Origin of the sequence: Pacificibacter sp. (assembly GCF_039769035.1) — a bacterium.
Classification (GTDB): Bacteria; Pseudomonadota; Alphaproteobacteria; order Rhodobacterales; family Rhodobacteraceae; genus Celeribacter.
In genome coordinates, this window is sequence record NZ_JBDMZG010000206.1 from 1 (window position 1) to 12,224 (window position 12,224).

A 12,224-nucleotide genomic window follows, 5' to 3' on the forward strand; every position below is an offset into this window, starting at 1 on the left:
TCCGTGCGTTACAAAGCTGCACCGAATGTGACGTTTGAAGGCGATCTCAGCCATACGAAAATTGAGCAAATGCCAGACTGGGGTGTGCCATTTATCAACGGTGAAGACGTGGGCCTGCCCAATGCGCCCGTGCCTGAATTTGGCGTCGACCCAAGCACATTCTACGGCATGGTTGGCCGCGATTTCCAAGAGACAGAACAGACCATTGCGACTGGTCGTTTAATCTGGGACATCGCGCCCGATATGACCCTGACCAACACCCTGCGCGGCTCCACGGCATTGAACGACTACATTTTGACAGCCCCAAGCAGCGTGTCTGATAACGGGTCGACTGATCCGAATGATTGGACTGTCGGCTTGAGTTCCAAAAGTTGGTACCAAGAAACCGAGGTGCTATCAAACGATCTTGAGCTCACGGGCAAATCCAACTGGGGCGGGGCTCAGCACGACTGGATCATCGGCATGAGCGTGTCGCGTGAAGAGATCAATAAGACCGCTTACGACAACACCACATCAGAAGACTACCAGCCACCAGCAGGCGCGCGTGGCTGTACGGTCAGCGTGGTCAACCCAGACCCGTCAGTCTGTTGGGCAGGGGTCCAGCCAACACGCAGCGATGCGTTCACCACAACCACAGTCGACACGCAATCGCTTTACGCATTGGACACTGTGACCTTGTCTGAACAGTGGATCGTGAATGGCGGTTTGCGCGTGGATCGCTACGACATTTCGCGCACCAGCGAAGGCACGGAACTGGCCCGCACTGATACCATGTGGAACGGCAACATTGGCGTGACTTGGAAACCGCGCGAAGAGCTTAGCTTCTACGGGGCGGCGGCAACCTCCACCAACCCCATGGGCCAAGAGATTGCCGCAGGCGGCAGCTTCTATGGCGGGCTTGATGCGGGGGGCGCGACCTTGGCGCCTGAGCGCAACACCTCATATGAGGTAGGGGTGAAATATGAATACAGCGATCACCTGTTGCTGACAGCGGCTTTGTTCCAAACCACAAAAAACAATGCGCGTGAAGACATCGGTCCGCGTGGATCCTCTGTGACCCAAGATACGTTGAAATACCGTGTGCAAGGGATCGAACTGGGTGTTTCTGGCAAGCTGAATGACCGCATCGGTCTGTTTGGTGGCGCGGTCTTTATGGACAGCGAAATCTTGGCCAGCGCGAACAGCGATTCTATCGGCGAAAGCATGGCCAACATGACCAACGAACAGTTCAACTTGCTGGCAACTTATGACGTGTCTGACGCTTTGATGGTCGGTTTGCAAAGCAACTTTGTGGGCGAACGCGACTTGGGCACCACTGCGGCAAACGACAATAAACTGCCGTCTTACTGGTCCTTTGACTTGGTTGGTTCCTATGAAGTCTCCGACACAACCGCCGTCCGCTTTGGCGTCGACAATGTGACGGATGTGACAGCCTACGACACGGCATACCGCTCTGGTGAACCTTTCACCTACGTTGCCCCTGGTCGCGAAGCTTGGGTCACGCTTGAGATGAAATTCTAAACAAACCCGATGTGTGAGGGCGTGCAATCGCGCGCCCTCTCGCCCAATTTTTCGAAGGACGCCAAACATGCTCATCACCATCCCCGACGTGTTCAGCCCAGACGAAGTTCGCGCCCTGCGCGCGGCGCTTGACGGTGCTGATTGGGAAGACGGACGCCAAACGGCTGGCGTGCAATCTGCCCAAACCAAACGCAATCACCAACTGCCGGCGACCTGCGACGTGGGCCGTGATCTTGGCCAAAGCATCTTGGAACGCTTGAGCCAGACGCCCTTGTTTTTGTCAGCCGCTTTGCCTTTGCGTATTTTGCCTCCGATGTTCAATCGCTACGAGACAGGCGAGGCCTTTGGCGTACACGTCGACAATGCGATCCGCTCGAACCCTTTCAACGGCGAGCCCTTGCGCACGGACCTGTCGATGACGCTCTTTCTCTCTGAGCCCGATGAGTACGATGGCGGCGAATTGATTGTTGAGGATCACTACGGTCCCCAAACGGTCAAATTGCCTGCGGGTCATATGGTTTTGTACCCGTCCACATCGCTGCACGAGGTGCGCCCTGTGACACGCGGCGCGCGGGTGTCGTCGTTCTTTTGGCTGCAAAGCATGGTGCGTTCAGACATGCAGCGCAGCATTTTGTTCGACCTTGATCAAACCATTCAAACCCTTGCGGACGGGCTGGGTGCTGACAACGATCATGTCCGCCGTTTGACAGGCATTTATCACAATATGATCCGCCAATGGACGGAAGTTTAACATGCGTATAGTTCCCCTTTTTGCTGTTCTTTTCGCCACGCCTGCCTTGGCGCAAACCGCAGATCAAAGCCAATCTGCTGCCTCCAACCTTGGGCTTTTTGCCAGCACGCGCGCGGCGCTATCCGACTGGGTTGCACAAGCGGGCCAAGACCACTTGTCGCCGATGGGCATGTATTTGGCTGCAGACGTTGTGGTGAAATCGGTGATGATCACTTTGGCCGTAGCATCCATCGTGGTCTGGGCAGTATTTGTCGCCAAGATGATCACGCTCGCACTGGCACGGATGCAGCTCAAGCGCACCTATCGCGCGCTCGACAAAGCAGGAAATCTCAATGCGGCACAAAACCGTTTTGCCAACCGCGGAGGGCCTGTTGGGGCGATGATCCGTGCCGCTTTGCGCGAACGCAAAGCCTCGGGCGAGGCTATTTCTGCTGGCATCAAAGAGCGCACAGGCAGCGCGTTGAGCCGCATCGAGGCCGGCGCTGCACGCCGCATGAGCGCGGGCACATCTGTCTTGGCCATCACCGGATCAACTGCGCCCTTTATCGGATTGTTCGGCACGGTGTGGGGCATCATGAACAGCTTTACGTCCATCGCGGAATCCAACACCACCAACTTGGCCGTCGTCGCCCCAGGCATTGCCGAAGCCTTGTTGGCCACGGCCATCGGTTTGGTCGCGGCGATCCCTGCAGTGATTTTCTACAATCTTTTGGCCCGCGCCATCGGCGGCTATCGCGGTATGTTGTCGGATGCCTCTGCCTTGGTGGAACAGACCCTATCGCGCGATTTGGATTTGGATGCTTTGGTCAGAACACAATGCGCTCAAATGATCGAAGCGGCGTCCCCAGACGCCATCCTGCAAGCGGCGGAGTGATCCCATGGGCGCACGTATTGGTTCAGACGAGGCAGACGATCTTGCTCTAAATGCCGAGATCAATATCACACCGTTCATTGACGTTATGTTGGTGCTTTTGATCATCTTTATGGTGGCTGCCCCTTTGTCTACAGTCGATATTCCTGTGGAATTGCCCGTCGCCGTGGCCGAAGCGCCCGTGCGGCCTTCAGAGCCTGTGTTCATCACTTTGACCGAAGACCTTAGTCTGTCTGTGGGCGAATTTGACGCCACCATGGACACATTGGTGATGGAAGTGGGCATCGCCACATCTTTGAACCGTGATGAGCGTTTGTATATCCGCGCGGACAAATCTGTGCCGTATGGTGAGCTGATTTCCGTGATGAACGTGCTGCGCGCCGAAGGATATGTGAAGGTCGGACTTGTGGGGCTAGACAATCCTGAGGCGGCACCTGTTGCAACGGATCCAGCACTATGAGCCTTGCATATCGTGCCACATCGTCCTTCTGGCCGCCCGTCGTTGTGGCGATTGGGGTGAGTGTTGTCGCGCACGCGGCCTTGCCCGCGCTTTTGCTCAGCGGCACGGAGCCACATGTGCCCAATGTTGAAACCGATGCGCTTGGCATCCAAGGCGCCATTATGTTTGACCTGTCCGACATCATTGCCGCCCCTTCAGCTGCGGGTGAAGACAGTGCTGAAGTGGCCGAAGCGGTCGACGCGCCCACAGTTACAGAAAGCCCTGAGGCGGTGGATCCCGCAAAGGCGGCAGATGAACCAGTTCTCAATCAAACGCCGTATGAGGTGGATGATGACACGCTGAAATTCGGCATCGCCACGCCGGACTCCGAGGATGAGATCGAAAACACAGCCACAGAAACGGCGTCTGAATTCATCGAGGAACAGGTGGATCAGGCCTCATCCCTTGGGGCCACTGCGGCAGATGCTTCAAACGCATCGGTGTCAGGCATTGATACCGACGCCAAGGCCGAGACCGCGCAGGCCAAGTCTGAGGGCTTGAGTGCCGAGCAGATGCAAGAGGTCACCGAGTGGCAAAAATCGCTGGTGCTGCGCATCGCCAAGGCCAAAACCTATCCCGCAACGGCCCGTAAACAAGGCAGAGAGGGCGAGGTGCGCGTCAGCTTTACCCTTGATCGATACGGCGCAATCATCACGCGCCACATTGAAAAAAGCTCAGACTGGGACAGTTTGGATCAAGCCGCACTCAAGGTGTTCGACGATCTCGAAAAATTACCAACGCCGCCGAACCATTTGCACGGCGACCGTTTCACTTTGGTCATTCCGTTGAACTACAAGATCAATAAGGGCTGAAAGGGGCAGGGATTACCACACGGTCAGGGGTGATTTCATCCAGCGTCTTGCATCCCGCCAGCGCCATGATGATTTCCAATTCATCGCGCAACAGCCGCAGGACGTGACTGACCCCTTGCGCGCCAGCGACGGCCAATCCGCAGGCGATCGGCTGACCAACAAGCACAGCATCCGCGCCCAAGGCCAAAGCGCGAAACACATCAACGCCGCGCCGCACCCCGCTGTCCATCAACACCGGCACGGTTTGTTGAACAACATCGACAATACTCGGCAGCGCGGAAATTGCAGAGACAGCCCCGTCCAACACACGCCCACCGTGATTGGACACGATGATGCCTTGTGCGCCAGATTCCAGGGCCAAGCGCGCGTCTTCGGGCGTTAAAATACCCTTGAGAATGACTGGAAGTGGCGCGTTTTGGCATAGCCATTCCACATCGTCCCAAGTGGGCAGAACATGGGACAGGCGGTCAAAAATTGCGGAGTCTGACTCATCTAAGGGGGCGAAGCGAGGCTGAGGCAGACCGTCTAAATTCACGGCGCGCACGTGAGGCGGCAGTTTGAAATTCTCCGAAATCTCGCCATCGCGCACACCATTGACCGGTGCGTCAACCGTAAGAATAAGGGCTTCGAAACCAGCGTCGGCGGCGCGTTTTGCCAAGGCCAATGTACCGTCGCGTGTCACGTGCCAATAAAGTTGAAACCAGCCGCAGGCTGGGCTGACAGCGCGGACGTCACGCAGTGGCGTGGCTGCTTGGGCGCTCAGAACCATGCCACCGTCTTGTGCCGCAACACCGGCTGCTGTTGCGGCTTCACCTTCGGGGTGCAGCAATGTCTGATAGGCCATCGGTGCTGCAAGAATTGGATGCGCATATTGGCGTCCCAAAAGGGACAGGCGGGTGTGACCGCCCCGCAGATCCTTCAAGACACGCGGGCGAATGGCAATGGCGTCCAAGTCAGAACGATTGCGACTTTGGGTCGTTTGCGCACCTGCGCCACCCAAAAAATACGTCGCAACATCTGGCGGCAAAAGGCCGCGCGCACGGGGGGCGTATTCAGAAATCACTTTGGGCAAGCTGTCCATATGGTTCAAATTCCCGCGAGGCTGGATCAGCGCGCTGATTTACTTTGTCAAAATGAGTTTGCCCGCGCGCGTAATGCGCAGCGTGTAGGTTTGATCGTCGAGCACAATATTGGCGAGCGTGCCGCCCTTGGTAAGCTCGATCGCGTCATATGTGGGTTTTGCCTCGGCCTGTGGCGAGGATTCTCTTGGTGAATTTAGCGGCACGATGAGCTCCGGTGTTTGTGCTCGATTCGATCAATAAATTGTTCAAAGCGCAAAGACGGCACGAAAAGGTGAACGGCTTCAAACAAGGCGCAGGCGGCCTCATAACCGAAGGCGCGCACCGATTGGTCATAGTGGTTGAGGTTAGATCCCATGGGGCTCTCCTGAAGTGGTCAAGGCTGTTGGCTTGCCCGTGAATCAGAAGGCTGGCGACTGAGTATAGTGTGCCTCATTGAGACAGAATATGAAATCCGACTATTTTACTCAGGTTAATGAATTTTGCAAACGCTTTTTGCTGACTTGTTAGGGGAATCCCAAGCATTAGGGGATCGATAGTGTTGTTCGCTCAGTGCGCCTAGCCCAGCACTGCGAGCCAGCACCAGATTGTCAGCACTGCGATCGCCGTGCCGATCAAGACAGACGACGCAGCAACGCGCTTGGCGGAGCCATACATATTTGCAAATAAATAGGCATTCACACCCGGCGCCATGGCCGCCGTAAGGGTTGCGGATCGCAAGGGCGCAATATCCAGATCAAAGACAAAGTGCGCCAACCCGTAGGTGACAAGTGGATGGATCAGGAGCGATGCAGCAATGGCCCATGCGATCATCCGCATGTCGCCTTCTGGACGGTAGCGTACCAAGACGCCTCCCAACCCGAACAAGGCAACAGGAATGGCTGCACGGTTCATAAACCCAATGGCGTCCCATAGCGTGCTGGGCAGGGATATGTTCAACACGTTCACGATCCAGCCTGCGCCGAGCCCAATGATCAGCGGGTTTCTGACAATGGCTGTGCCGACTTGTTTGCCCAGTTTCAGAGCAGACAAGGTTTGTCCGCGTGCTTTGGCGACTTCCATGGCCGTGATGCCAATCGCGTACATCACAGGGGCGTGGATCGAAACGATGGCAAAGTTCCAGCTTAAGGCGTCTACCCCATACGCGCGTTCTGTGATGGGGATGCCCAACAAAAGACTGTTTGAAAATAGGCCGATAAAGCCAATTGCGACACTGTCCATCAGGCTGCGTTTGAACAGATAACGTGCGCCGCAAAAAGCAAATGCACCGCCTGCAAAGGCGCCCAAGTAAAAGGTCAGCAACAGAGGTATGTGAAAGTTTTCACCCAAATCCATGCGCGCAATGCCCGCAAACAAAAGCGTCGGCACTGCAAAGTTTTGGGCAAACTTCATCAGCGTTTCGACCGCTTCGTCGGAAATCCAGCCACGCCAGCGCGACAGGTATCCATAGCCGATGACAAGGAATACCGGCAAAACGACGTCGAGCAGGGCTTGCATATATCTAGTCCTTAAAGGCGATCACCATGCCATCATACGCGGGCGTGATATGATCTTTGGTCTCAGCTTGAAGCGTCTCATAGTCAAGGTCAATGTGCATATTTGTCAGAACGGCTGTGTTTGGGGCCGCGCGCTCAATCCATTCAAGCGCCAAATCCAAATGCGCATGTGAGGGATGCGGCTCATATCGCAGCGCGTCGATCACAAGTGTGTCGAGCCCAGTGAGCTTCGGCCAGCTGTCTTCGTAAATCTCAAGCACATCGGGAATGTAGGCGAGGGAGCCGATCCGAAATCCAAGCGCATCGATTTGGCCGTGGTTCACTTTGATCGGATCAAAGGTGATCGCGCCACCAGGCCCGTCGATGGTCACAGGGCCGCGAATGGCATGCAGGTCCAAAATCGCAGGGTAGTTTGACCCTTCAGGCTGAATGAATGCATAGCCAAAACGTGCAATCAAATCGTTCTTAGTTTCTTGATCCGCCCAGACTTTCACGCGCTCGCGCATAGCAAAGACCACTTGGCGCAAATCATCGATGCCGTGTACATGATCGGCATGGGCATGGGTGTAGATCACCCCGTCCAGATGGCTCACCTCAGCGTCCAAAAGCTGACGGCGCATGTCGGGGGAGGTGTCAATCAACACTTGGGTGGTGCCATGTGGGCCGGTCTTTTGCACCAAGGCCGAACAGCGCATGCGTGCGTTCTTGGGATTGTGTGGATCACACGCGCCCCAATTGCCGCCAATGCGCGGCACGCCGCCCGATGAGCCGCAGCCAAGTATGGTGAAGGTCAGGCTCAAAGCACGGCTTTCGTGAACAGGCGTTCAAAGTTGGCCTCTGTCTGCGCCGCGAAATCTGCGTAGTTCATGCCAAAGGTCTCAGCCGCTTTGCGCGCGGTATGCGCAACATATGACGGTTCATTGCGGCGGCCACGGAAGGGCGGTGGGGCCAAGTAGGGCGCGTCGGTTTCCACCAAAATCCGGTCTTTCGGAACGTCGCAGAAAATCTCGCGCAGCTCGGTGGATTTGGGGAAGGCGGTGATGCCAGACATCGACAGATAGAACCCAAGATCAAGCGCTGCCATGCCCAAGGCGCGCGACGATGAAAAACAGTGCATGACACATGAATAGGCACCGGCTTTGTGCTCTTCGGTCAAAATGCGCGCCATATCGTCATCGGCGGCACGCGCATGGATGATCAACGGCAGGCCTGTTTGGCGCGCAGCTTCGATGTGCACGCGCAGGCTTTCTTGCTGAATGTCCATGCTGTCGGCGGTGTAGTGATAATCCAGACCGGTTTCGCCAATCGCCACGAATTTTGGGTGGTCTGCAAGGCGCACCAAATCGTCGACACTGACCAAAGGTTCTTCGGCGGCTGACATCGGATGAGTGCCTGCGGCCCAAAACACGGGCGCGTAAGCTTCCGAGATCGCTTGCACCTGTGGCACATTTTTGAGCTTTGTGCAGATCGTCACCATGCGGTGCACCCCAGCTTCTAGCGCGCGCTCGATCACCTGAGGCAATTCGTCGGCAAAGTCTGGAAAGTCAGTGTGACAGTGACTGTCAGTGATTTTGGGCGTGGCTTCGGGTGCGGACATTGCGGGTGCTCTGAAATAAGGCGGCGCGCAACGCGTAACTTACGAACGGGCTACGCGGGTGGCCGTGTCATTGATCTTGAATACCATATCAAGGATCAGCGCAGCAGGGTCAAGGTTGACGGCCTTGGCATGGGCAGCTCGGGTCGATATTTCTTGCTGCAATGCGGCCCAATCTTTCGCGGCCATCCCATCGGGGGCCAATCGGGCCATCAACTCAGCCTCGCCACGGGCGGCTTCAACCACAGGCGGGCGACCAGCGCCGGTGCGCGCAACACGTGTCAAAAAGCGATCAATAAGACCAAGCACAAGTTCATAGCGGTCCAGCTTGGCAGCACCAACGCAGCTTTCGGCCAGCTTCAGCGCACGGGCGCGGTCCAGCCTTGGCAGTGTCGAAAACAAGGCGACGATTTCGCCATATGCATCCATGCCGTCCAAATTCGTCAACCTCAACGCTTCGCCAACCGAGCCCGCCGACAATTCGGCCAAGGCATCGGTCTGGTCTGCCGCATCAAAGCCTGCGGCGTCAAGGGCTTGTTGGACATCGTTCGCGCCCAATGTCCCCAAACGCAAAGCGCGACAGCGGGATCGAATGGTGGGCAACAAGCGTGACGGTTGGTGCGAGACCAACAACAACACGGCGTTTTTGGGTGGTTCTTCGAGCATTTTCAGCAAGGCATTGGCCGAGGAGCCATTCATCTCGTCTGCGCTGTCAACAATGACAACACGGCGGCCGCCATCGGTCGCGGACATATGGAAAAACGCGCCAAGTTTGCGCACTTCTTCCACAGAAATCTGCGCCGCGTGCCGGCCTTTTTTCGCATCATAGGCGCGGCGGATCAAACACAGACGCGGCTCTGCCAGTTGTGCAGATCTGCGATACACAGGCGTGTCAGGATCAATGTCGAGTGTTGTGGGCGCAATTGGCGCATCGCCAAACAAGCCGCCGTCGTCTTGTTCAACAGGTTGCGACAGCAAGAACCGCGCAATGCGCCACGCAAGCGTGGCTTTACCAACGCCGCGCGGGCCAGAAATCAGCCACGCGTGATGCATGCGGCCAGTGTTGAACGCGTCGAGAAAGGCGGCTTCGGCTTTGGAATGTCCGAATAGATGCACCGTTTCGCGCGGGTGCGGTGCCCCCGGCGCGCGGTCTGCTTCGGGTTGTAGCTCCATCTCACCCACTGGCGCCCTCATGAGGCGGCCTGTGGTCTGGCCAAAAGGCGCGGCATGACGCTTTCGACAATATCGCTTGCGACAGCATCTAGGTCTTGCGCGCCGTCGATCACCACAAAGCGGGACACGCCCTCGGCCAATGCCAAGAACGCGCTGCGCATTTTGATCTGCATCTCGACGCCGAAATCCTCAAACCGCTCTTCTGCGGTTTGGCGTGATTTGGCCCGTGACAGACCCACGCTTGGATCGATATCCACCAGAACGGTGACATCAGGTTCGACGCCAATCATCGTTGAGTGCAAGGCGTTGACCCGTTCTAAAAGATCGCCGCGTGTGCAGCCTTGATACACCCGCGTGCTGTCGGCGAAGCGGTCACAAATGACGATTTTTCCTGCCGCAAGTGCAGGGCGGATGGTCTTTTCAAGGTGATCACGGCGCGCCGCAGTGAACAGCAACAATTCGGTTTCCGCCGACCAGCGATCCGGATCGCCTTCAAGCACCAAAGATCGAATTTCTTCGGCGCCAGCTGAGCCGCCGGGTTCGCGGGTCAAGACCACATCATAGCCTTGCTCGGTTAATGTGGTTGCCAAAAGGCGGGCTTGGGTGGATTTACCAGACCCGTCGATGCCCTCGAAACTGATGAACATAACAGACCTATTGTGTCGGAGCGTTTGTGGGGGCAGGTGCTGCCTCCGGTGTCAGGATCTTGTCACGCAACACGTTGAACGATGTGCGCAGACGTGGACCAAAACCGCCACGGGCGATGGACCTATCTGCCACCAACGGCAAACGCGCCTCAGCCATGTCACCGCGATTGATCACCAGCTCAGCCACTTTGTCGCCTTGGGTGATCGGCGCTTCAAGCGGACCAGAGTAGACCACAGTTGCAACGGCATCTTGTAAGTTCTGCGCAGGCAGAAGCACTGACAGGTCTTCAGGGGCGACCAAGCCGACGCTTGTTTCTGCACCCATCCATACATCCGCGCGTGCGAATTCTTGACCTGCGCGGGCTACTGTTTTCTTGGAAAATTGGCGAAAGCCCCAGTTAACAACCCGCTCTGCCTCTTGGGCGCGTTCTGCGACCGAGGTGAGGCCCGCAAGGACGAACACCAAACGTCTGTTGCCTTGCATTGCAGAGCCCACAAGCCCGTATCCCGCTTCATTGGTATGACCGGTTTTAAGTCCATCCGCGCCGATGCCGAGTTTCAACAAAGGGTTGCGGTTGTAGCGGTTTTGCGGCGCGCGGTCGTCGTATGGGAACTCAAGTTGCCCAAAGTAGCCGTAGTATTCGGGGAATTCTTGAATGAGGCGTGAGGCCAAAATCCCAAGGTCTTCGGTCGACATCCGTTGGCCAGGGTTTGGCCAGCCTGACGCATTGGCAAAGGTCGAGTTGAGCATGCCGATTTCGCGTGCGCGTTCGTTCATTAAGCGCGCAAAATTGTCTTCGGTGCCCGCAAGCCCTTCGGCTACGGTCACACAGGCGTCATTGCCGGACAGAACAATAATGCCTTGGATCAACTCTTCCACCGTTGGGCGGTCCGTTTCGTTCAAGAACATTGTAGAGCCGCCCATTTCTTTCGCGCGGGTGGACACGGAAAACCGTGTGTCCAATGTGACGCGGCCATCACGCAGCGCTTCGAACAGCATGTTCAGTGTCATCAGTTTGGACATCGACGCAGGGGGAAGGGGCACATCTGCTTGTTTTTCCAACAGCAAGGTTTCAGTCGTAAGGTCGTAAACCCATGCGGCGCGGGCGTTGGTTTCAAACGCAAATGCTGTCACTGCCGAAGCGACCAACAGACCCAGAGCGAGAATTGCAGAAGAAATACGGGACAGTATGTGGTGCATGGAAATGCGGTCCTTTCGTCTCGGGCGTCAAAACATGCGCTTGTCAGCAAACAAACGGCGGTTGGTGTTAAAAGGCAAATACCTCTTTGGCGTCAGTCTGTCACAAAATAAGCGTCGATGTAGCCAGAAGATTTCACTTTTATGTTCACATTGACGAAATCCACCACGCACGAGGTGTTGATCTGTCCAATCTTCGCCCCAAAAGCGCAAGAAAGTGGTTTTGAAATGTGAAGCCTGTGACTGCCCTGTACTTTCGATCAACTTATCGGGGCTGGTCTTTTGCCAGCTTTCCCTTGGTTGCGACGATCTGTGTTGATGTCAGTGTAATCATTCGCACCTGCTCAGAAAACCCCCACCGCAGGCGATCGGCAAAAAACAACTGGTTTAGGACGCCCGAGACCAGAGACCAAAAAAATGACATCTGTTTTAATTTTTTTTCGTTACATGTCTTTTAGAATCGAAACGGGGGCGCTAGAGAGAGCGCGTCGGAGGAGTGGCAGAGTGGTCGAATGCACCGGTCTTGAAAACCGACGAGGGTGAAAGTCCTCCCAGGGTTCGAATCCCTGTTCCTCCGCCACCA

Annotated in this window: 14 protein-coding genes and 1 tRNA gene; 6 read left to right on the forward strand and 9 right to left on the reverse strand. The window is 56.2% G+C overall.

Translation table 11 applies throughout. The annotated features are described in order from the left end of the window. The 5 genes from ABF287_RS16545 to ABF287_RS16565 form a co-directional block, all read left to right on the forward strand. On the forward strand, window positions 1-1,521 hold a 1,521-nt coding region (locus ABF287_RS16545), incomplete at its 5' end, for a TonB-dependent receptor (RefSeq protein WP_347186103.1). 67 nt (window positions 1,522-1,588) lie between these two features. Beyond that, window positions 1,589-2,272 (forward strand): Fe2+-dependent dioxygenase, encoded by a 684-nt coding sequence (locus ABF287_RS16550; RefSeq protein ID WP_347186104.1) that lies wholly within the window; start codon window positions 1,589-1,591, stop codon window positions 2,270-2,272. Between the two features lies 1 nt (window position 2,273). Further along, window positions 2,274-3,146: a tonB-system energizer ExbB gene (gene exbB, locus ABF287_RS16555; RefSeq protein WP_347186105.1), complete on the forward strand. Its 873-nt coding sequence runs from the start codon at window positions 2,274-2,276 to the stop codon at window positions 3,144-3,146. Between the two features lie 4 nt (window positions 3,147-3,150). Further along, the gene (locus ABF287_RS16560) at window positions 3,151-3,603 is read left to right on the forward strand and encodes a biopolymer transporter ExbD (RefSeq protein ID WP_347186106.1); all 453 of its coding nucleotides are present in this window, start codon (window positions 3,151-3,153) and stop codon (window positions 3,601-3,603) included. Beyond that, complete coding sequence (locus ABF287_RS16565; protein WP_347186107.1) at window positions 3,600-4,454, forward strand: TonB family protein; 855 nt, start codon at window positions 3,600-3,602, stop codon at window positions 4,452-4,454. The genes ABF287_RS16560 and ABF287_RS16565 overlap by 4 nt, the downstream gene beginning before the upstream one ends. Here ABF287_RS16565 and ABF287_RS16570 read toward each other — a convergent pair. From ABF287_RS16570 to ABF287_RS16610, 9 genes are all read right to left on the reverse strand, one after another. Further along, entirely contained in the window at window positions 4,441-5,535 is a 1,095-nt protein-coding gene (locus ABF287_RS16570) for an alpha-hydroxy acid oxidase (protein ID WP_347186108.1), read from the reverse strand. The two genes, ABF287_RS16565 and ABF287_RS16570, sit on opposite strands and share 14 nt — an antisense overlap. 39 nt (window positions 5,536-5,574) lie before the next feature. Next, on the reverse strand, window positions 5,575-5,739 hold the full coding sequence (locus ABF287_RS16575) for a hemin uptake protein HemP (protein WP_347186109.1): 165 nt from the start codon (window positions 5,737-5,739) through the stop codon (window positions 5,575-5,577). Further along, on the reverse strand, window positions 5,730-5,891 hold the full coding sequence (locus tag ABF287_RS16580; protein ID WP_347186110.1) for a hypothetical protein: 162 nt from the start codon (window positions 5,889-5,891) through the stop codon (window positions 5,730-5,732). Before ABF287_RS16580 ends, ABF287_RS16575 begins: the two co-directional genes overlap by 10 nt. A gap of 200 nt (window positions 5,892-6,091) precedes the next feature. Beyond that, window positions 6,092-7,030, reverse strand: a complete 939-nt coding sequence (locus ABF287_RS16585) for an AEC family transporter (protein ID WP_347186111.1) — start codon at window positions 7,028-7,030, stop codon at window positions 6,092-6,094. Between the two features lie 4 nt (window positions 7,031-7,034). Beyond that, complete coding sequence (locus ABF287_RS16590; RefSeq protein ID WP_347186112.1) at window positions 7,035-7,829, reverse strand: MBL fold metallo-hydrolase; 795 nt, start codon at window positions 7,827-7,829, stop codon at window positions 7,035-7,037. After that, the gene (locus tag ABF287_RS16595) at window positions 7,826-8,626 is read right to left on the reverse strand and encodes a TatD family hydrolase (RefSeq protein ID WP_347186113.1); all 801 of its coding nucleotides are present in this window, start codon (window positions 8,624-8,626) and stop codon (window positions 7,826-7,828) included. The genes ABF287_RS16590 and ABF287_RS16595 overlap by 4 nt, the downstream gene beginning before the upstream one ends. 39 nt (window positions 8,627-8,665) lie before the next feature. Next, window positions 8,666-9,817, reverse strand: a complete 1,152-nt coding sequence (locus tag ABF287_RS16600; RefSeq protein WP_347186114.1) for a DNA polymerase III subunit delta' — start codon at window positions 9,815-9,817, stop codon at window positions 8,666-8,668. Next, window positions 9,814-10,443, reverse strand: coding sequence for a dTMP kinase (gene tmk, locus ABF287_RS16605; RefSeq protein ID WP_347186115.1), 630 nt, complete (start codon window positions 10,441-10,443; stop codon window positions 9,814-9,816). The genes ABF287_RS16600 and tmk overlap by 4 nt, the downstream gene beginning before the upstream one ends. A 7-nt stretch (window positions 10,444-10,450) precedes the next feature. After that, the gene (locus ABF287_RS16610; protein WP_347186116.1) at window positions 10,451-11,644 is read right to left on the reverse strand and encodes a D-alanyl-D-alanine carboxypeptidase family protein; all 1,194 of its coding nucleotides are present in this window, start codon (window positions 11,642-11,644) and stop codon (window positions 10,451-10,453) included. Between the two features lie 487 nt (window positions 11,645-12,131). On the opposite strand from ABF287_RS16610, the gene ABF287_RS16615 reads away from it, so the two are divergent. After that, window positions 12,132-12,221, forward strand: a tRNA-Ser gene (locus ABF287_RS16615). Window positions 12,222-12,224 lie beyond the last annotated feature (3 nt).

Coding starts and splice junctions, on each gene's coding strand:
- ABF287_RS16550 (WP_347186104.1), top strand. CDS start 1,589: ATGCTCATCACCATCCCCGACGTGTTCAGCCCAGACGAAGTTCGCGCC.
- exbB (WP_347186105.1), top strand. CDS start 2,274: ATGCGTATAGTTCCCCTTTTTGCTGTTCTTTTCGCCACGCCTGCCTTG.
- ABF287_RS16560 (WP_347186106.1), top strand. CDS start 3,151: ATGGGCGCACGTATTGGTTCAGACGAGGCAGACGATCTTGCTCTAAAT.
- ABF287_RS16565 (WP_347186107.1), top strand. CDS start 3,600: ATGAGCCTTGCATATCGTGCCACATCGTCCTTCTGGCCGCCCGTCGTT.
- ABF287_RS16570 (WP_347186108.1), bottom strand. CDS start 5,535: ATGGACAGCTTGCCCAAAGTGATTTCTGAATACGCCCCCCGTGCGCGC.
- ABF287_RS16580 (WP_347186110.1), bottom strand. CDS start 5,891: ATGGGATCTAACCTCAACCACTATGACCAATCGGTGCGCGCCTTCGGT.
- ABF287_RS16585 (WP_347186111.1), bottom strand. CDS start 7,030: ATGCAAGCCCTGCTCGACGTCGTTTTGCCGGTATTCCTTGTCATCGGC.
- ABF287_RS16595 (WP_347186113.1), bottom strand. CDS start 8,626: ATGTCCGCACCCGAAGCCACGCCCAAAATCACTGACAGTCACTGTCAC.
- ABF287_RS16600 (WP_347186114.1), bottom strand. CDS start 9,817: ATGAGGGCGCCAGTGGGTGAGATGGAGCTACAACCCGAAGCAGACCGC.
- tmk (WP_347186115.1), bottom strand. CDS start 10,443: ATGTTCATCAGTTTCGAGGGCATCGACGGGTCTGGTAAATCCACCCAA.
- ABF287_RS16610 (WP_347186116.1), bottom strand. CDS start 11,644: ATGCACCACATACTGTCCCGTATTTCTTCTGCAATTCTCGCTCTGGGT.